Below are 20,333 nucleotides of genomic sequence, written 5' to 3'. Positions count from 1 at the left end.
CTCCTTTCCTGTTTATATTTATTTGCCCGTGTACATCGTTACCGGGGTATAGTCGGTGCTGCCGGAAAGGTAGGCGGCGCGGTCCTGGATGGCGTAGGCGATCTTATCCAAAAAGTCCGGGGCATCCATGCTGCCGTGGGTGACGAATACCTTCCCACCGGGCAGCAGCATTTCCGGGTAGCCTGTGTAGGCATACTGGCTCGATTCATTTACAAACGCCGGGCGGTAACTTTGCCCATCGTTCAGGTCATATACCTGTACCGATTCGCCCTCATCCAAAACGATCCATTGCAGCTCGCCCTGTTCGTTCTCCAACATCTGCTCACTTGTGTACGGGTCGTCCCGTGCCAGCACTTGTACCATTTCGCCGTTTTCCAGCTTACCCACACCGGTTGGGTAGCCATCCTCCCCATACAGGTCGAAATACAGTGTGCCGTCGCGTTGGCCGCGATACCAATAAAAATCCTCACTTGTGGGATAGCTGTAGAGTTTTTTCATTTCGCCAGTGGCAGCATCAAAAAGGTCATACTCATACTCTGAGTTCTGAAAAACGGCATTGTACTCATCCCCGTCGACATTGCTGGGCAGCGGGCTGGGGCTGACAATACGGTGGATGACCCATTTATCGCCCGCGCCATATACATTTATGGTCTGTTCCGGCAGGTTGATATAGCTTACCTCGTTCGTGGTGCGGTCCCGCCGGATGATGCGCTTGCCGCTGGCATAGTCCAGCTCGTACAGCGCGGCATCATCATACCATGCAGGGTAGAATTCCTCTTCCACAGGCAGGCGCTCCACACTGCCGGTGGAAGTATCCACGATGTAACACCATTCGGTGGGGTTGCCCTTGTCCATATTTTCAAAGCAGTACAGCTCTACCATGTCGTCCCAGGCGGCCATGCCACAGGTCTCTCCGCCTTGCAGCTCGATCTCCGCCAGCTTTTGCTGCGTGGCGGTGTCGCAGTCGGTTTTTATCAGGTAAAACGTATTGGTGTTGGTGGCTTCATCGTATTTCTGGTTCATGCTGTACAGGCCGGTGTTGGTATAAAGCGTGTACGCTGTGCCGCGCAGCTTGCCCGCAGTGCCAACCGCCGGGGCGGTCGTTTTCTGGGCGGTCTCGGTGGTCTGTTCGGTTTCCGTGGCCGGCTGGCTTTGGGCGCTATCCGCACCCTGCGCTCCGCAGGCGGCGAGAGCCAGGGGCAGGGCCAGCAGGCAGGCGATGGCTTTTTTCATAGGGTGTTCTCCTTTCGCGTTTATTATTTAGTCTCCTGTATACATTGCAATCGGGGTATAGTCGGTACTGCCCGCCAGATAGGCGGCGCAATCCATTACGGCGTAGGCTTTGCGGTCGATGCCATAGACATTGGTGTAGGTACCATTGCTGACCAAAATCTTATCGTTTGCCAGCAGTTTTTCGGGGTATCCGGCGTTCCATCCTTCCACTTTATCCCACTCAATTGCCCGCGTGTAGGTCTGGCCGTCTGCCAGATCATAGATTTTGATGGCTGCTTCGCCCTTTTCTGTCAGCTGGGTGACCCAGCGCAGTTCGCCCTGCTGCTGTACGGTGGATACACTGATACTGCTGAAGGGCAGCGTCCATACGGGAGTCATTACGCCGTTTTCCAGTTTGTCCACCGTGGCCGGAGCTGTGTCACCGATGCCGTTCCCGTTCGTTTGCCAATGTATAAAGTAAAGGCTGCCGTCCCGCTGACCGCAGTAGTCATAACTATCACCTGTCGTAGGAAATTCGTAAAGTTTTTCCATCTCACCGCTGGCGGGCTCGTACAGGATAATTTCCGCCGTGGAGTTCTGCCAGGTGGCGTCGAAAGCGTCCTTCTCGCTGGTCGGATCCGGCATAGGAGACGGGCTGCTGACGCGCACCAACAGCCAGCAGCCATCCACCGAACCGCATACAGTATAGGTCTGGCCCGGCAGGTTCTGCAAGGTCACTTCACCGGTGGTGCGGTCCAGCCGGGTAAGGCTTTCGACCCAAAGGTTTGAGCGGTTTTCCTGGTAAAGGGCAGCGTCATCGTACCAGGTTGGGGCAAACGCGCCATCCATCTGCTGCTTTTCCACGCCACCGGTGGCCGTGTCAATGGTATAGCGCAGGCTGGGCCGCTCGCCCTCAGCCGTGTTTTCCTGCAGGTACAGGTCTACCGCATCATCCCAGACGGCCATACCGTAGTAGCCGCCATCCAACGTGATGCTTGCCACCTTTTCCTGCGTGGCTGTCTCGATGTCCGTTTTGACGACACAGTAGACATCCTCATTTGCAGCTTCGTTGAAAAGCTCATGCAGGGTATACAGACCTGCGGCGGTTTCCACCTCGGTACTGCATGGCCGCATCCGGCCCGTGATGCCCGGCTGGTTGACTTCCGCCGGGGTGCTTTTCCCGTTCTCGGTGGTCGCTTCGGTGGTCATCTCCGGGGCAGTGGTTGGCGCAGGCTGGGTGGTTTGCGCCCCGCAGGCGGCGAGGGTCAGGGGCAGGACCAGCAGGCAGGCAATGGCTTTTTTCATAGGGTGTTTTCCTTTCACGTCTATTATTTAGTCTCCTGTATACATTGCAATCGGGGTATAGTCGGTACTGCCCGCCAGGTAGGCGGCGCGGTCGGCCAGCGCGTAGGCTGTGCGCTCATTGCCTGCAGTATCCTTGTAGGCACCATATCTGAGCATCACCTTGCCGTCTGGTGCCAGCCACAGCGGGCGCCCGGTATCCCAGACTTTGGCCGCATCCATCTGGATACCGATCCTGCTGGTCTGGCCGTCGCTCAGGTCAAAAACATACAGGTCTATTTCGTCCTCTATGGTGGACCATTGCTTCATCTGAGTAACCCATTGCAGTTCGCCATCCTCGATGACCGGCTTAACGTCATCATGTTGGGCGGCAATTTCGCTCACCGGCGTCATGGTGCCGTTTTCCAGCTTGTCGATGCTGCTCGGAGTGGTACCGCCGTTATCGGTGGTGACCGAGTGCATAAAGTACAGACTGCCGTCCCGCTGGCCCAGATAGGTCCAGCTTTCGCCGTCCGTCGGCATACTGTACAGCTTTTCCATATCGCCGGTGGCGGCATCGTACAGGATGTATTCGATTTCGGAATTCTGCCAAATCGAGGTAAAGGTGCCGTCCATGCTGGCCACCTCGGGCAGCTGGGCCGGGCTGTTCACCCGTTGCAACAGCCAGCGGCCATCGACACTCCCGCTGATCAAGTAGGTCTGTCCCGGCATGGCAACTTCGGTCATTTCACCGGTCGCACGGTCCAGCCGGGTCAAAGCAGTTACAAACATTCCCTTTCGCTGTTCGCTGTACACGGCGGTGTCATCGTACCAGGTCGGGGGGAAGTTCCCCTCCAGCGGCTGGGTCTCCACGCCGCCGGTGCTGGCATCCACGATGCAACGAGAATACTGTATCCCGCCGTCCTCGGTGGATTCTTCGCCCAGATAAAACTCAATCGTATCGCCCCAGTGGGCGGTCGCGGCGATCCAGCCCTGCGTTTGGAACTCCGCCGCCTTTTTCTGTTCTGCGGCGGCCGGGTCGGTCTTCAGCACCGTGAACGTGTTGGTGGCGGTGCTTTCGTCCCACACGCGGTTTACATCATAATAGCCATCGTCACAATCCAGCTCCCAGATGCCAGCCTCCAAAACGCAGTGGCGCAGCCATCCGGTGGGCGATGTCTGGCTGGTGCCCGCCGGGGTGGTTTCCCCGCTCTCGGCGGTCACTTTGGTGGTTACTTCCGGGGCTTGGGTGGGCGCAGGCTGGGTGGTTTGCGCTCCGCAGGCGGCGAGAGCCAGGGGCAGGGCCAGCAGGCAGGCAATGGCTTTTTTCATAGGGTGTTCTCCTTTCGCGTTTGCATTTACTTGATTTACTTGCCCGTGTACATTTCTATCGGGGTGTAGTCGGTACTGCCGTTGAGGTAGGCGGTCATGTCGATGGTCACCAGGGCGGGCTGTCTGTCGGTGGCGGCGGTCGTCTCGTACCAGTCGTTGGTCACGACCACACGGTCATCGGGCAGCAGCTGTATGGGATAGCCTATATAATTATCGTGGTCGACCGTCGGGGTGTAGGTCTGGCCGTCTGCCAAATCATAAATTGCAATGCTGTCCCGCAGATATTCCACGACCCAGCGGTTTTCTCCGTCCTGACCGTAACTTTCAAACTCCGGCCATTGATCGCTTTGCGGGGTGTACACGGTCGTCATGGTGCCGTTTTCCAGCTTGTCCAGCCCCACCGCCATGGTGTAGCTCTGGTCCTCCGTCGCGGTATAGTGGATAAAGTACGGTACGCCGTCCCGCTGGCCGCTGTACATCCACTTCTCCCCGTCGCAGCAGGGGGTCTCGAACAGCTTTTCGCAGGCGCGGGTGGCAGGGTCGTACAGGTCGATCTCCAGCTGAGAGTTCTGCCACATGGCAAAAAAGGCATCCCGGTCGGTGGTGTAATCCGGCATGGGGCCGGGGCTGATGATACGGCCGATCAGCCAGCGCTGCCCGATGGCATCATATACGTTCTGCGTCTGGGACGGCAGAGGCAGGTCCACCTGCTGGCCGGTGGCGTGATCCAGCCGGTTGATACATTCGATCCACTGGCCCATGCTCCGCTCGGCGTACACAGCCGCGTCGTCCTGCCATTGCGGGGAATACGGCGCACCTTCCACTTCCAGCCGCTCCATCTGGCCGGTGGCGGGGTCGATCTTATAGCGCCAGCTGGTTATCTCGCCATTCTGGTAACTGTTCGTCACGGGCTGGCCGGTCTCATCCAACCAATCGTCAATGTACAGTTCCAGGCCGTCCTGCCAGGCGGCCAGACTGGTATAGTAACCCTGGGTCTCCAGCTCGGCCGCTTTCTGCTGGGTGTTGGCCGCGGTGTCGGTTGCAATTATGGTGTAGACGCTGGTCAAGGTCTCCTCATCGTAGGTGCTCATCATGCCGTAGAACGTCTGCCCCACGGCGGCGGTATCATAACTCGTTTGGCGCAGGCGGCCCGCAAGACCGGGCAGGGTGCTCTCGGCCGGGGCCTCTGCGGCGGTCTCGGTGGTGGTGGTGGGTGTCTCCGGGGGCTGGGGCGCGGTATCGCCTGCGGCGCAGCCGGGCAGGGCCAGCGCCAAAGCCAGGGCAAAGGGCAGCAGCTTGTTCATGATGTGTTCTCCTTTCGCGTTCGGTTTAGCTGCAGGATACCCCACAGTTGTGACAGAGTTGTTTCAATTCTGCGCTTTTTCGGGAGAATTTACAACTTTTTTCTCTGGTATGTTCACTATATAAATACACTTGACTTTATTGAGAAAGCATAGTATAGTAGTTACATTGTCCGCGCAAAGCGGGCAGAGGTAAGTGTATAAAAGACAAGATGTAAGAAGAGGGGTATTTTGCATGACAATTTTTACGGCGGCCATTGAGCAGGCCAGCGATATTCTGTGGAATTCACTGCTGTTGTTCCTGCTGGTCGGCACCGGCGTGTTTTTCACCATCCGGCTGCGGGGCGTACAGCTACGCCGCTTTGGCGAGGGGTTCCACCGCGTTTTCGGCAACTTCACCCTGCGGGGCAAAAAGGCCGATGACCAGGGAATGAGCAGCTTCCAGGCATTAGCCACGGCCATTGCGGCCCAGGTGGGCACCGGCAACATCACCGGCTGCGCCACGGCGCTGGTCAGCGGCGGCCCGGGCGCGCTGTTCTGGGTGTGGGTATCGGCGTTCTTCGGCATGGCGACGATTTACGCCGAGGCCGTGCTGGCCCAGCGTTATCGCACCACCGTCAACGGCAAAGTCACCGGCGGCCCGGCGTACTACATCCGCGCGGCGTTCAAGGGCACCTTTGGCAAGGTGCTGGCGGGCGTATTCTCGGTACTTATTATTCTGGCGCTGGGCTTCATGGGCAACATGGTACAGTCCAACTCCATCGGTGATGCGTTCCATAACGCCTTTGGCATGAGCCATCTGGCCGTGGGCATTGTCGTAGCCTTGATCGCAGCGTTCATCTTCCTGGGCGGCGTGCAGCGCATTGCCGCTGTGACCGAAAAGATCGTGCCCATCATGGCGGCGTTTTACATTGTGGGCTGCGTGGTGATCCTGGTCATGAACTACAAGGCGCTGCCCAATGCCTTTACGCAGATCTTTGTGCTGGCGTTCAACCCGCAGGCGATGGCCGGCGGCGTGGCCGGTGTGACCGTGCAGCAGGCGATGCGCTTTGGCGTGGCCCGCGGCCTGTTCTCCAATGAGGCCGGCATGGGCTCGACCCCGCACGCCCACGCACTGGCTAAGGTCAACCACCCGCGTGAGCAGGGCGCCGTGGCCATCCTGGGCGTGTTCATCGACACCTTCGTGGTGCTGACCCTGACCGGCCTGGTGCTCATCACCTCCGGCCTGATCCCCGAGGGGCTGACCGGCACCTCCCTGACCCAGGCAGCGTTCAGCCAGGCGTTCGGCGGGTTCGGTCCAGTGTTTATCGCCATCTGCATGTTCTTCTTCGCGTTCTCCACCATCATTGGGTGGTACTTCTTCGGCCAGTCCAACTTCAAGGCCCTGTTTGGTGAGAAAGCCCTGCCGGTGTACAGCGTCATCGTAGTGGTGTTCATTTTGGTCGGCTCTACGCTGAAAGTGGACCTTGTGTGGGCCATGGCGGACTTCTTCAACGGCCTGATGGCCGTGCCCAACCTGCTGGCACTGCTGGCACTTTCGGGGGTTGTGGCGGCCATTGATAAGGAATGATTTTTAGTTTTTAATAGCAGCTTTTACGTGGCTCACCACCTTGCGGTGAGCCACTTTTTTAACGGCATCCGGCCGCTATGCGTACTCTTTTGTTACCAAAAGAGTACCAGAAAAGTCCCGCTCGTTCCGAGGTGTCCGCCACAAGGTGACGGACACCGAAAACCACCGCCTTCAACAAAATCATAAAAAGTTGATACAAACCCTCCCCCATCGGCGTTATAAGGGTGAAACCCAAAGAAAGGAGGCCCGCCATGCAGACAGAGCAGGATCTGGAAAAACTTGTCCGCACCTACACCCCGGCGCTGCTGCGCTACTGCACCGGCATCCTGGGCAGTGAACATGACGCCCAGGACGCCGTGCAGCAAACCTTTATCAAGGCCTGGCAGCGCCGCCACACCCTGCGCGAGGGTGAAAATAACATCCGCGCCTGGCTGTACCGCATTGCCTACCGTACGGCGCTGGACATGCTGCGGGCAGCCAAACGCGCCGCCAACTACCCCACTCCGCAGCCGTTGGAGCAGGACCCCGGCATCAGCGACGAACTGCGCGCCGCCTTAAACGCGCTGTCCCCCCTGGACCGTGCCCTGATGCTGGAGCGGGTGCTGGACGGCATGGACTACGCCGCGCTGGCGCGCATCCACGGGCTGCCCGCGCCCTACTTACGCACCCGCTACAGCCGGGCCAAAGCCAAACTGGCCGCCACTTTAAAGGAGGGTGAACACGATGACCTTTGACCGCGATGAACAATTTCTGCACGAAAAATTCTCTGCTGACCTGCACCCTGCCCCGGTGGACCTGTGGCCTGCGGTGGCCGAAAATTTACCCGCCAAGCCGCACCGCCGCCATTTGTGGCTGTGTCTGGCCGCGCCGCTGCTGATTGCCGCCGGGGTGGCCGCCACGGGCGCACAGTTCACCGACCTGCGCACGAACCCCCGCCCCAGCTTTGCCCCTGACGCCACCGCCGGGTATGCTATCAGCTATGAGCGACAGTATTACACCCTGCCTGCCGACCTGTGGGCCGGGATGCAGGCCAACCACGATTTGGAAACCGCTGAAGATGGAACACTGCCCATGAGTGGACACTTTGACGGTTATCTCTATCTCACGGGCAGCGACGGGCGCACCACTTACAGCAACGCTTCCCGCGGATACGAGAGTTGGTCTGCCATGGCTGAAGCCACTGGGCTTCCGCTGCCGGAGAACCCTGTGTTGGACGCCGGTGAAGAAGAACCTGCCATACGGCTGCACAGCAAGATCATCGCCGAGAATGGCTATTGGACCGATGTCTCCTCCGCCCAAGTCGGCTTTGTTCCCGTTGGCAAAAATGCCCCTGAAAAACTGTGCTTTAAGCGGCTGGATTATCTGAATGACTACCGCTACTGCATCGAACTGCTGGGCACTGTCTACTTGGGCGATGGTTCTTCCGATACCACCGCCGTAAACTATTTCAACAAACGCGCCGCTCTTACCTGGGATTGCGAAACTTACGAGATGTCCAACGGCTGCACCGCCCTGCTACCGCTTTGCACCAGCAATCCCAACAGTTCCCCTTGGAGCAGCTGCCGGGCTTATTTTGAAAAAGACGGCATTTTGTATCAGCTGGCCTGTACGCCGGTCTCCAACTATTTCGACGGTTCCGTGGTCACACTGGATGACTGCCGCGCAACACTGCGGCAAGTACTGGATGGGTTTGAATAAGCAGCCGCCAAAGGCCCCCTTATGTAAAGGGTGACTCCCCGCAGTGCGGGGAGATGTCGCGCAGCGACAGAGAGGTTCGGCCGCGTAAGCGGTGTCAGCGAAGCTGACTGGGGGATTGTGGCCTTGTTTTGTAAACCGGCTTGCCCGACAAACGGGACAATCCCTCCGCCCCTTCGGGGCACCTCCCTTTACACAAGGGAGGCTTTGCGCTACGGCTCCCCTTTGCATGGGGAGCCTTTTTTATGCCCGCATGGTTGCGTCTTTCTGCAAAAACGGGTATACTATAAATAAGTATACATTGCGGGGAGGGCACCTGAATGAAAGCGGATTCCTATCGTTTTGACGGCAGCGGCAAGTGCCGACTGGACAAACTGGCTACCAACAGCAAGGCCGACGGGATCGACAAAGAGAAAATTCTGGCAAAGACCACCGAAAACCTGCAAAAAATGGCCGCTTTGCAGGACGCCTTTTATGCCGACGGCCGCGAAGGACTGATCTTCGTTTTGCAGGCCATGGACGCCGCCGGCAAGGACAGCACCATCAAACATGTGATGTCCGGCCTGAACCCCCAGGGCGTGCAGGTGACCAGTTTTAAACAACCTAACAGCGAAGAGTTGAAACACGACTTCCTGTGGCGGGTCAACAAGGCACTGCCCGCCCGCGGGTCCATCGCCATTTTCAACCGCAGCTACTACGAGGATGTGCTGGTGGTCCAGCTGCACGACCTGCAAAAAGGCTACCAGATGGCCCCGCGTGTGCTGGAGCAGGACAAGGACGAGTTTTTCGCCCAGCGCTACCGCCAGATCCGCCATTACGAGCAGTATCTTTATGAGAACAGCTACCGCGTGGTGAAGATCTTCCTGCATGTGTCCAAAAACGAGCAGAAAAAGCGCTTTTTGGAGCGCATCGATAACCCCGCTAAAAACTGGAAGTTCTCCGCCAGCGACCTGGCCGAGCGCGCCTATTTCGACGATTATCAACGCCTGTACGAGCAGGTCATCGATGCCACCGCCGCCAAGGAGGCCCCGTGGTACGCCCTGCCCGCCGACCAGAAATGGTACACGCGGTATCTCGTGAGTGAAATTGTAGTAGACGCGCTGGAGCATACCAGCCACAACTACCCCGTTTTGAGCACCGAAGCGCAGCAGAACTTGCAGGACTGCCGCACCCGATTGGAGGCCGAGAACAGCTGATGGTACCCATCCGCGTTTTACAGGTCATGCCCGCCATGGACGCCGGCGGCATGGAGACTTTTGTGATGAACGTCTACCGCACCATCGACCGGGACAAGGTGCAGTTCGACTTTTTGTATCATTACGATAAGCCGTGCTTTTTTGACGATGAGATCTGCACATTAGGCGGCAATATCTACAAAATGACCGTGCGGCAGGACAATAACCTGCCCCGCTATCTGCGTGAACTGCGCGAGTTGTTCGCCGCCCACCCGGAGTGGCGCATTATCCACGGCCATTACAGCGGCTTTGGCATGTTTTACAACCCCGTGGCACTCCGGGCGGGCATCCCTGTGCGGGTGGGCCACAGCCACAACACTGCCTATGAGCCGAACCTGGTGGGCCGGCTGGATAAGCTCATGAGCAGCCGCTTCAACGCAGGCCTGACCGACCGCTTCGCCTGCAGCCAGAAGGCCGGGGAGATGCTGTTTGGCAAAAGCCCCTTCACCGTGCTGCCCAACGGCATTGACACGGCCCGCTTTGCCGCCCGCGACCCGCAGCGCCGCGCCTTGCTGCGCGGGGAACTGGGCGTAGCGGATAACGAAATTTTATTTGGCCATGTAGGGCGGTTCTCGGCGCAGAAAAACCACCCTGGGCTGTTGAAAATTTTTGCCGCTGTGCGCGCCCGTCTGCCCAAAGCCCGCCTGGTGCTGCTGGGCGGCGGCGAGCCCGGCTACATAGAAGAGATACAAAACCTGGCCCGTAGGTTGGGCCTTGGCGACAGCGTGATCTTTGCCGGAGTGCGCAGCAACATGCAGGGCTTTTACGACGCCATGGACGCCTTTTTGCTGCCCAGCCTGTTTGAGGGCCTGCCCGTGGTGCTGGTAGAGGCTCAGACCGCCGGACTGCCCTGCTTTGTGGCCGACACCGTGGACAAGGGCGCCGCCTTTACCGACCGCGTGCATTTTTTGCCGCTGCAGGATGAAGCCGCCTGGGCGAACACCATCGCCGGGGCCAGCCTGCGCCGCGACCCGGACGCCCGCCGCAAGGCCGTGGAGGCCGGGTATGACATCCACCACAGCGCCGAAATTTTGCAGGAGTTCTACCTGCGCCGCTATGCCGAGGTGACCCGATGAGCGCCCCGGTCTGCACCATTGCGGTGATCGTGCCCGTACACAACGCGGCCAAATATTTGCCGGATTGCCTGGACGCCATCGCGGCCCAGCAGTTTGACGACTTTTGCTGCGTGCTGGTGGACGATGGCTCCCGGGACGAATCGCCGCTGCTGTGCGACAATATGGCCGCCGGGGATGCGCGGTTTACCGTCATCCACCAGCCCCAGCGCGGGGTGAGTGCCGCCCGCACCGCCGGGCTGCGCCGGGCACTGGAGATCGGGGCCGAGTGGATCGCGTTCTGCGATGCGGATGATCTGTACCACCCTGCGTTTTTGTCCACCTTATATAAGGCGGTGCAGGAGACCCACCTACCGCTGGCCTGCTGCCGGTACGATACCTTTGCCGATGCCCTGCCTGCCGAGGCCGCGCCCCCTGCCGCCGTAAAGCGGCTGGACGGCCCGGCGCATCTGGACGCGCTGCTGCATGACCACGCCGTGGACTACGGCCTGTGGAACAAGCTGTACTCCGCCACGCTTCTGACCCCCGCCATGCTGGACAATGACCTGGCCTACAACGAAGACCTGCTGGCCAACTGGCAGGCGTTTTGCGCCGCGCCCGGCTGTGCTTTTTGCGATTGGCCGGGCTACCACTACCGCCAGCATGCCGACAGCGCCAGCCGCCGGGGCCTGCCACCCCAAAGTCTCGATGACCAGCGCCGCGCGGCTGCGCTGATTCGCGGCAGCGTGCCCGGGCAGTGGCCCGTGCTGCAGCAAAGCGCCAACGCTTTCTACTATGAAAAGCTGGTGTACCTGGCCAGCATGATCCTGCGCCGTGCCGACATTGAGCCTTACCGCGTGCAGCTGGGTGAGCTGCGCATTGGCATCACCGCCGGGCTGAACGACCGCCAGCTGGGCCGCAATCCACAGCTGCCCTTTGCCATTAAAGTATCGGCCTGGGCCACCGTACACGCGCCCAAACTGTGGCGCAAGGTGTGCCGCAAATATTTGAAAGATCGACAGTAATGCGTATTTTATTTGTGTTAGACCGGGTAGAGAACCCCGCCAGCGCCAACGCACAGCTGGCCTGCCGCCTGGCAGAGCAGCTTTTGGCCCAGGGGCACGAGATCCACCTGTTGGAATTGTGGGATGGCGAGAATCCGCCCCCCGCGCCGCCCGCCGGGGCCAGCCAGCACACACTGGCCTTTGCCGATGAGCGGCTGATGAACCATGCGCTGGAAAACGGTGCCAAGGCCGGCAACCCAGTGCCCCTGCGGCTGCTGCGGCTGGCGGCCCACCCCACGGCCGTAGCGGCGGCGTTCCGCCAACTGGTGCTGCATGCACCCCGCCGCACGGTGGACAGCCGCCGGGAAATGGAACGGCTGGACGCGGAATTTCACTTCGACGCGGTGTGTGCCGTCTGTGCCCCCTACCGCACCGCCTTTGCGCTGGAGACCGCGCAGATCGGCGGCAAAAAGCTGCTGTGGCAGCTGGACCCCTACGCCAGCAACAAAGACTACACGGCCCCGGGTGGTTACGCGCGGGAAGGGCAGTTGTTGCAAACCATTGATACAGCGTTCATCACGCCCCAGGCCCTGCCGGATTATGAGGGCGGGCCGCTTTCCTCCTGGCGCGGCAAGGTGCAGGTGCTGGGCTTCCCGGTTTTACTGCCGGGCGGGCCGGTGCCTGCGCACGAGGGGGTGCGGTGCGTATTTTGCGGCAGTTTGTACCCCACGTTACGGAAGCCGGATTTTACGTTGGAATTGTTTACCGCGCTGAACGCCCCCGACCTGACTCTGACGATGGCCGGCCGTGGGTGGGAACCGTTTGAAGCGGCGGCGCAAAGGGCACAGGGCGTTTTGGGGGCACGGTTCGTCCGCCCCGGTTTGCTGCCGCCGGAAAAGGCGGCAGAGCTGGAAAGCGGGGCTGACATTTTGCTCAGCCTTGGCAACGCCTTTGACAACCAGATGCCCAGCAAGCTGTTCAGCTACTTGGGCACCGGCAAGCCGCTGTTGCACCTGGCCGTGACCGACACCGACCCCACCCTGCCTTACCTGGCGAAGTATCCGCTGGCGCTGGTGCTGCACAAAAAGAACGGCGTAACGCCGGAAGTAGTAGACACGCTGCGACGCTGGCTGACTGACGTGCAGGGGCAGTGCTTGCCCTATGCACAGGTGGCCGCCCTCTACCCGGAGTTTACGCCGGGAGTAGTGGCACAGACGTTTATTGGGCGGATTTAGTAAGCCGCATCGCTCTTTGGCTCCCTCTGCGCGGGAGCCCCCTCGCAGAGAGGGCCGTACCTCAACTCCATGAAAGGACCTCAACCTTTATGCACATCCTCTGGCTTGTAAAAACTGTATTGCCGCAGGCGGCGGCTGCCTGCGGGCTGGCAGGTGCCAGCGATGTAAGCGGCAGTTGGCTCACCGGCCAGCTGGCAGCGCTGCGCCCCCACGGGGAACTGCGCCTGACCGTAGCCTGCACCGATGCCCGCCAGAAAGCATCCTTGCAGGGGGAGCAGGACGGCGTAAGCTACCGCATCCTGCCCGGTGCCGATGGTTTTGCCGCCCTGCTGCAAACCGAGCAGCCCGACCTTGTGCATATTTGGGGCACCGAGTACCCCGAAGCCGCCGCCATGCAGGATGCCGCCGCTGCGGCGAACCTGCCGGTGCTCATCAGCATCCAGGGCGTGATGCGGGACTGCGCGGCGCACCTGTGCGACGGCGTGCCCGACGCCTACCGCCATTCCGGCGGACTGTGGCACACCATTGATAAGGTCATTCCCGGCGAACTGCTGGACAACATGCAAGCCAATTTTGACGTTCTGGCGCAGAAAGAAGCCGCCGTTCTGGGCAAGACCCGCTGCGTCACCGGCCGCACCGGCTTTGACCGCCGCGCCGCCGCCGACCTGGCCCCCGCCGCCCGCTACTACCCCTGCAACGAGACGCTGCGCCCCCTGTTTTACACCGGGGCGCTGTGGCATGCGCGGGAGTTTGGCCGCGCGCCGGTACTGTTTCTGCCCCAAGGCAACTACCCGCTGAAAAACCTGCACACCGTCATCCGGGCGCTGCCTGCCGTGCGCCAACAGTTTCCCGGTGCCACGCTGCACATTGCTGGCTGGCCGCCGCTGGACAAAGGCCCGCTTCTGCGGCCCATCATCGACCGCATGTTCCCCTATAAACTCTACTGCAAGCGGCTGGCAGCGCAGCTGGGCGTGGCTGATGCTCTGCATTATACCGGCCCGCTGGATGCCGCCGCCATGCGCCAGGCGTACTTAGAGGCAGACGTGTTTTTGCTGCCCTCCAGTTGCGAGAACAGCCCCAACAGCCTGGGCGAGGCCATGCTGCTGGGCATGCCCTGCGTGGCCAGCAACGCCGGGGGCATCCCCGATATGCTGGCCGCCGGCCGCGAGGGGCTGCTTTACGGCGAGAGCCAGGACGCGGACGCCCTGGCCCGCTGCCTGCTGCAGGTGCTGACCGCCCCCGACGGCGGCACGGCCCTGGGCCAGGCAGCCCGCGCCCGTGCCCTGCACACCCACGATGCCGCCGCCAACGCCGCCGCGCTGGTGGGCATTTACGAAACGATTTTGAAGGGGGATGCCCAGTGAGGATCGGCGCTGTCACCATCATCATCCCCTGTTATAAAGCCGCTGCCACGCTGCGCCGGGCTGTGGATTCCACTCTGTGCGGTGCGCCAGCCGATACCCGGCTATTATTGGTGGACGACGGAAGCCCGGATTCGACCGGCACGCTTTGCGACGAGCTGGCCTCCGCTGACCCCCGCATCACCGCGCTGCACCGTGCAAACGGCGGCGCGGGTGCGGCCCGCAGCACCGGGCTGGACGCCGCTACCGGCGACTGGGTGCTGTTTTTAGACGCCGACGACGAACTGCTGCCCGGCCTGTGGGACGAGCTGGCCGCGCTGGATGACACCGCCCAAAAAGCCGACCTGCTGCTGTTTCACCTGTGCCGGGCCAGCGGCGGCGACACCACCGGGGTGCTGGCACCAGGCTTTTACCCGGATCTGTCCGCATTGGGCGCTGCGCTGGAGCCGCTGCTGTTTACCAGCGGCCTGCTGGCGGCCCCCTACCCCAAACTGTTCCGCCGGACCGTGATAGGGGCGCTGCGGTTCGACCCGCGGCTGCAGATCAACGAAGATGTTTTGTTTAATCTGCAATTTTTACAAAATGGCTCTGCCATTTATTGCCTGCATGGTGTATACTATAAACAAAACGATGTAGGGATCGGCAGCCTTTCCCGCTCACTGCGGGGAGACTTGCTGGATGCCGAGGCCATCACCCGCCCGGCGCTGGAAGCTCTGCTGACCCAAAACGGCATTGACCCCGCCCCCTACCTGCAAACCAGCCGGGTGCGTGCCTGCATCAACCAGTACGGGCTGCTGACCGGCTGCAAGGGCAGTTTAACCTATAAACAACGGCGGGATGTATTTGCCCGCATTTTGGCTGATGCCGATGCCCGCGCGGCGTTGCGGGCGCGGCTGCAAAACGACCCCAACCGCCTGCTGGCCCTGCCCTACAAGCTGGGGCTGGCGCTGCGCGCGCCGGGGTTGCTGGCTGCCTACACGCTGGCCAAACAGCGATTTTTGTAAATGATAAAAGGAGTCCGCCATGGCGATGGATCACCCCAAAATCAGCATTATCACCACGGTTTACAAAACCGGGCATTATCTGCCGCTGACCGTGCAAAGCATCCTGGCCCAGACGTTTACCGATTTTGAACTGCTGCTGGTCGACGACGGCAGCCCCGATAACAGCGGCGAGGTCGCCGATGCACTGGCCAAGACCGATGCCCGCATCCGCGTTTTCCACAAGGAGAACGGCGGCCCTGCCAGCGCCAGCAACATGGGACTGGACAACGCCCGCGGCGACTACATCGGCTTTGTCGATTCCGACGATTTGATCGCGCCGGATATGTATGAGAAACTCTACGCCGCTGTACAGGCCCCCGGCGTGCGGCTGGCCGCCTGCACGGGCGATTGCATCGACGAGGACGGCATCAAAATTGAGGGCCGCGTCGTCACCAGTGACTTGCGGGGCGTGCATGACGCCCAGGAGCTTTTACTGGATGCGTTTAAGACCGGCAGCTTTTACGGACCGCTGAGCTGGAACAAGCTGTTTGATGCGCGCCTGTTTAAAGACAAAGGCATCCATTACGATGAAACGATGCTTTTTGGCGACGACGCCAGCGTGCTGCACCGCGTGTTTGAGGGTGAGAAATGCAACTGCCTGGGTGATACGCTCTACCATTACCGCACCCGCGCGGGGCAGATCACCACGGCCGGCTTCCCGCCGCGCAAGCTGGATGACCTGCGCATGTACTGGGATTGGCTGCAATATTTTGCCGCCAAACCAGACCGCACGGAATACCAGCAATGGGCCACGGCCTGCTACTGGCGGCTGTTTTACCAGTTCTGGTGCCAATCCGGCACGGCTGGCAATCTGAACGATCTGAAAGACCAGTTTATGGCACATAAAAAGCATCTGGATGCCGTTGTGCCGGACCTGATGCGCAGCCCGCTGCTGTCGGCGGGGGAAAAAGTACGGCTTGTCCTGTTCAGTGCCAATCCATCGGCCTTTTACGGGGCCGCCACGGCCTGGGGACGCCTGACAGCAAAGAGGAAGGGGAAATAAACGATGGAACATATCGGAATCAGCGTGATCGTACCGATCTACAATACCAAACCGTACCTGAAAGAGTGCGTGGACAGCATCCTGAAGCAGGAAGTGGAAGTGCCCTTTGAGGTGCTGCTGGTGGACGACGGCGCCACCGACGGCTGCGCCGAAATGTGCGATGAGTTTGCCGCCAAGGACAAGCGTGTGCGGGTCTTCCACCAGGAGAATCAGGGCCTGTCCGCCGCCCGCAACACCGGCATCGACGCCGCCCGCGGCCGCTACTACGCCTTTGTGGACTCGGACGATGTGGTCTGCCCCGGCTACCTGCACACCCTGTACGCCGCCTGCGAGAAAAATGACGCCTACATGTCGCTTTGCTCCGTGGAGGACGTGCAGGAGAACGGCAAGAGCTGCGATCCTGCCAGCTATACCCGCCCCAACGCCGAGGGCGTTTTCTGCGGCAAAGACCTGCTGAATGAGTTTTACACCCCCAACGGCACCGTGTACACCGTTGCCTGGAACAAGCTCTACCGCGCCGAGGTCTGGAAGCTGCTGCACTACCCCGAAGGCCGCCTGCACGAGGATGACTTTGTGGCCCACCGCCTGTTCTGGCGGTGCGACAAGGTCGTCTGCGTGGACAAGGTGCTGTACCACTACCGGCTGCGCGGCGGCAGCATCTGCCGCACTAACACCAAGCCCGAAGCCTTTGACGCTGTGGACGGCCTGGCCGACCGCTACCGCTTCTATGTGGAAAACGGTGCTGACCGCGCGGTGATCGATGCCGCCTATGCAGCCTGCTGGCGGCGGTATCTCTTCCTGTGTGCCAAGGTGCGCCAGAACCCCACCCCGCAGCTGGTAAAGGCCATCAGCAAGGAGCAGTTTTTGATGCAGGGGCTCATCAGCTACCTGCCCAACTGCCGCCAGATGAAGATGACCGAGAAACTTTCCGCCGCCCGCTGGGCCATGATGAGTGCGGAGAGTTTGTGCCCGATCAAAAAATAATTTTTGTGGTTCGTGCTTTTTTGTAGGGGCGATGCCCGCATCCGCCCCTACAGTACGGCGTGACCCTAACAAGGAGTTACCCCCTTTGCCCATCCTGAAACCCGACAAAGAGAAAGACGCAAACAAGCGTCCCCGCGTGCTGCTGATCCCGCCGCCGGACCTGCCGGTGCCTGCGGTGCAGGGCGGCGCGGTAGAAACGCTGCTGACCCATCTGATCCGTGAAAACGAGAAGCAGGGCCGGCTGGATCTGCTATGCGCCAGCGTGCCTGATGAGGCCGCCCGCCGTGCCGCCGAGGGCCTGCAGCACACCAAAATGCTGTACGTCGCCCGCCCCCATGGCCACCGCCGCTATTGGCCCATGGTCTTTTTGGAACGGTGCGTGGGTATTGCTGCCCCCTACGACCCGTGGTACCAGAAAGTGCAGCTCTCGCTGGCGCTGGAACTGCCCCCGCCCGATGTCATCGTGGCTGAGGGCGGCAACCTGACCCAGTGCAGCGCCATCAGCCGCATGTTTGGCCGCAAGCGCTGCCTGGCCCACCTGCACGGCCAGACCAGCGGCAGCCCTGCCATGGATACTATTTACGGCGGCGTGCTGGCATTAAGCGAGTTCATCCGGGACGATTACCTGCAAAACAGCAGTCTTGACCGCCGCAGCGCTTACATTTTATATAACTGCATCGATACCGAGCGTTTCCGCCCTGCCCCGCCGCCGATGGCCCTGCGCACCCGGCTGGGCTTTGGCCCCAGGGATTTTGTGATGCTGTTCTGCGGCCGGTTGGAGCCGGACAAGGGCATCCACAAGCTGATGGAAGCGCTGAGCAAGCTGCCGGTGCCGAATATCCGGCTGCTGATCGTGGGCAGTCCGTTCTTTGGCCGCACCCAGCAAAGCAGCTTTTTGCGCAAGCTGGAGCAGCAGGCCAAGGCGCTGGGCGACCGCGTACAGTTTACCGGCTACATCCCCAACGAGGACCTACCCGATTACTACCGCCTGGCCGACCTTGTCTGTGTGCCGACCCTGGTGGAGGAAGCCGCCGGGCTGGTAGCCATGGAGGCCATGGCCTGCGGCCGCCCCGTGCTGGCTACCCGCAGCGGCGGTATGCCCGAATATCTGGAGGGCAGTCAGGCCGTTCTGGTGGAGCGGGGCGAGAATATCGCCGACCAGCTGGCGTGGAGCATCCGCATGCTGTACGAGCACCCGGCCCTGTGCGCCGAGATGGGCGCCGCCGGGGCCAAGCGGGCACAAGATTTTTCTGTTGCACGTTACTATGATGAATTTGTGCGTATTGTGAGCGAGATCGCACAGAACGGAGGGACGCCATGAGCAAAGCAGCTATTTGCGTGGTGGTGCCCGTATACAAAGCCATGGCCACTCTGGACCGCTGCGTGGAAAGCGTACTGGCCCAGCAGGTGGAGGGCGGGCTGACCTGCATTTTGGTGGATGACGGCAGCCCCGACGAAAGCGGTGCGCTCTGCGACGCCTGGGCCACAAAGGACGACCGGGTGACGGTCATCCACCAGGACGATTTAGGTGTTTCGGGTGCCCGCAACAGCGGACTGGCTGCCGCGGACAGTGAGTTTATCGTCTTTTTGGATTCCGACGATGCACTGCGCCCCGGTGCTTTGCAGGCAGCCCTGACCGCCCAGCGCGCCGCGCCGCAGGACTTTGTGGTGTGGCACTATACCACCGACGCAAAAGACCCCGCCGCCGTGACTGCCGATGCGGAGCCGCGCCCCCAGGCAGGCCTTGCCCGGTTGTGGCTGGACTGCCTGCTGGCTATGCCCTGGAACAAGCTGTACCGGGCCGACCTGGCCAAGCAACTGCAGTTTGATGTGCAGTACACCTTAGGCGAGGACCTGCAGTTTGTGCTGGATTACATCGCCCTGCTGGGGCAGACGATGCCGGAGTTCGGCTACCGGGTAATGACCAGCCCCCTGACTTTTTATGATTGCAGCCGCGGCGGGACGCTCTCGACGCGGTACCACGCCAACTACTGCGACATTTGGCCGAAACACTTTGCCAAGCTGAACGCCGCCTGCCATGCCGCCGCCTGCCCGGCCGAGGACATGCGCCCCTTACACCGCGCCGAATTGCAGGTGTTTGCCGAGGGCGTGGCCGACATCATGCGGCGCGATCCCTCCCCCACCCAACGGCTGAAAGGCTACAAGGCCGAGGCCGCGCTGCGCAGTCCCTGGCTGCGGGCGCTGCTGGAGCGGATGAAGATCGAGCACTGCTACAGCGCCTATTACCTGCCCTGCCGCTGGCGTAACGTGGGCCTTGTGTGCCGTGTGGACGAAGCCCGGCGCGCCAATGCCCCCCTGTACGGCAAGCTGGATTGGGCCGGGTATTATTTACTGCTGGGCAAAATGAAACGAGATTAAAAAACAGGGTCGATGCACGATGTAATGTGTATTGACCCTGTTTTTTGTACCAATTATGAGAAAAATCACACACAACGCATAGTTGCAACTACCCGTTGCGGAAAAGAAACCGTACCCGCTTGCTTTTATTTTGAACGGGGCCTTAGCAAGGCATAAAAAAATCCCGCATCGTTTGGAGCAGTAAACGATGCGGGCGTAACGCAATAAGCAGACCGCTAAAAAAGGCGCAGAGCAAAACGCCATAACGGAGGCGCAGCCTGTTATTGGCAGGAACCGCACCGGTGAGGCAATAGGCCGATGGGGTTCGAGATTGGTTATGGTTAGTATCCGCTAACCACGGTTATACTTTACCATACCAAAGCCTTAATGTCAAGCGTTTTTCCAAAATAATTCCTGTATTTTTGTAGGATTTTTTCCGTGTAGAAAAGTGTTTGATTTTTTGTCATTGTAACGTTATTTGTTGTGTCAAACCTGACAAAAAGGCATTTGTCGGAGCGCCTGCGGGCCGATGCAAGCATCGGCCCCTACATACATGCGGCGGCAATTAAGAGGCGGGCGAACCATGTTCGTCCCTGCTCTGCAAAAGAATTTCATCTATTCTTAGGCAACACCGCATAATTCTAAGTGCCGATGCGGCGAGCGAGAA

Annotated in this window: 17 protein-coding genes; 13 read left to right on the top strand and 4 right to left on the bottom strand. The window is 60.4% G+C overall.

The genetic code is table 11. The annotated features are described in order from the left end of the window. Positions 1-18: 18 nt before the first annotated feature. The 4 genes from OGM81_08025 to OGM81_08010 are packed head-to-tail and all read right to left on the bottom strand — an operon-like array spanning position 19 to position 5,129. Positions 19-1,233, bottom strand: coding sequence for a hypothetical protein (locus OGM81_08025; protein UYJ42300.1), 1,215 nt, complete (start codon positions 1,231-1,233; stop codon positions 19-21). A 27-nt stretch (positions 1,234-1,260) separates the two neighbouring features. After that, entirely contained in the window at positions 1,261-2,517 is a 1,257-nt protein-coding gene (locus OGM81_08020; protein UYJ42299.1) for a hypothetical protein, read from the bottom strand. Between the two features lie 27 nt (positions 2,518-2,544). Continuing rightward, a complete protein-coding gene (locus OGM81_08015) occupies positions 2,545-3,825 on the bottom strand; it encodes a hypothetical protein (GenBank protein ID UYJ42298.1) in 1,281 nt (426 codons plus the stop codon). Between the two features lie 35 nt (positions 3,826-3,860). Continuing rightward, the gene (locus OGM81_08010) at positions 3,861-5,129 is read right to left on the bottom strand and encodes a hypothetical protein (protein UYJ42297.1); all 1,269 of its coding nucleotides are present in this window, start codon (positions 5,127-5,129) and stop codon (positions 3,861-3,863) included. A gap of 232 nt (positions 5,130-5,361) precedes the next feature. On the opposite strand from OGM81_08010, the gene OGM81_08005 reads away from it, so the two are divergent. The 13 genes from OGM81_08005 to OGM81_07945 all read left to right on the top strand — a co-directional run bounded on the left by OGM81_08005 (position 5,362) and on the right by OGM81_07945 (position 19,687). After that, a complete protein-coding gene (locus OGM81_08005; protein ID UYJ42296.1) occupies positions 5,362-6,696 on the top strand; it encodes a sodium:alanine symporter family protein in 1,335 nt (444 codons plus the stop codon). A 251-nt stretch (positions 6,697-6,947) separates the two neighbouring features. Beyond that, positions 6,948-7,430: an RNA polymerase sigma factor gene (locus tag OGM81_08000; GenBank protein UYJ42295.1), complete on the top strand. Its 483-nt coding sequence runs from the start codon at positions 6,948-6,950 to the stop codon at positions 7,428-7,430. Next, positions 7,420-8,394 carry a hypothetical protein gene (locus OGM81_07995; protein ID UYJ42294.1) on the top strand — a complete coding sequence of 325 codons (975 nt, stop codon included), beginning with the start codon at positions 7,420-7,422 and terminating at the stop codon, positions 8,392-8,394. Before OGM81_08000 ends, OGM81_07995 begins: the two co-directional genes overlap by 11 nt. Positions 8,395-8,711: 317 nt before the next feature. After that, positions 8,712-9,587, top strand: coding sequence for a polyphosphate kinase 2 family protein (locus OGM81_07990; GenBank protein UYJ42293.1), 876 nt, complete (start codon positions 8,712-8,714; stop codon positions 9,585-9,587). Further along, on the top strand, positions 9,587-10,702 hold the full coding sequence (locus OGM81_07985) for a glycosyltransferase (GenBank protein UYJ42292.1): 1,116 nt from the start codon (positions 9,587-9,589) through the stop codon (positions 10,700-10,702). The genes OGM81_07990 and OGM81_07985 overlap by 1 nt, the downstream gene beginning before the upstream one ends. After that, a complete protein-coding gene (locus OGM81_07980; protein UYJ42291.1) occupies positions 10,699-11,703 on the top strand; it encodes a glycosyltransferase in 1,005 nt (334 codons plus the stop codon). Before OGM81_07985 ends, OGM81_07980 begins: the two co-directional genes overlap by 4 nt. Then, positions 11,703-12,917: a hypothetical protein gene (locus OGM81_07975; GenBank protein ID UYJ42290.1), complete on the top strand. Its 1,215-nt coding sequence runs from the start codon at positions 11,703-11,705 to the stop codon at positions 12,915-12,917. The genes OGM81_07980 and OGM81_07975 overlap by 1 nt, the downstream gene beginning before the upstream one ends. An 89-nt stretch (positions 12,918-13,006) precedes the next feature. Then, the gene (locus OGM81_07970) at positions 13,007-14,281 is read left to right on the top strand and encodes a glycosyltransferase family 4 protein (GenBank protein UYJ42289.1); all 1,275 of its coding nucleotides are present in this window, start codon (positions 13,007-13,009) and stop codon (positions 14,279-14,281) included. Beyond that, positions 14,278-15,282 carry a glycosyltransferase gene (locus OGM81_07965; GenBank protein UYJ42288.1) on the top strand — a complete coding sequence of 335 codons (1,005 nt, stop codon included), beginning with the start codon at positions 14,278-14,280 and terminating at the stop codon, positions 15,280-15,282. Before OGM81_07970 ends, OGM81_07965 begins: the two co-directional genes overlap by 4 nt. Before the next feature lie 19 nt (positions 15,283-15,301). Next, entirely contained in the window at positions 15,302-16,324 is a 1,023-nt protein-coding gene (locus OGM81_07960) for a glycosyltransferase (GenBank protein ID UYJ42287.1), read from the top strand. Positions 16,325-16,327: 3 nt separating this feature from the next. After that, on the top strand, positions 16,328-17,308 hold the full coding sequence (locus OGM81_07955) for a glycosyltransferase (GenBank protein UYJ42286.1): 981 nt from the start codon (positions 16,328-16,330) through the stop codon (positions 17,306-17,308). Positions 17,309-17,393: 85 nt separating this feature from the next. Continuing rightward, positions 17,394-18,629, top strand: a complete 1,236-nt coding sequence (locus OGM81_07950) for a glycosyltransferase family 4 protein (protein UYJ42285.1) — start codon at positions 17,394-17,396, stop codon at positions 18,627-18,629. Next, positions 18,626-19,687, top strand: a complete 1,062-nt coding sequence (locus OGM81_07945; GenBank protein UYJ42284.1) for a glycosyltransferase — start codon at positions 18,626-18,628, stop codon at positions 19,685-19,687. Before OGM81_07950 ends, OGM81_07945 begins: the two co-directional genes overlap by 4 nt. The last annotated feature ends 646 nt before the right edge of the window (positions 19,688-20,333 follow it).

This window comes from Oscillospiraceae bacterium (assembly GCA_025758045.1).
In the GTDB taxonomy this organism is placed as follows: Bacteria; Bacillota; Clostridia; order Oscillospirales; family Ruminococcaceae; genus Gemmiger.
Note: the sequence above shows the minus strand (reverse complement) of the source record. Positions and strands in the feature narration are given on the sequence as shown.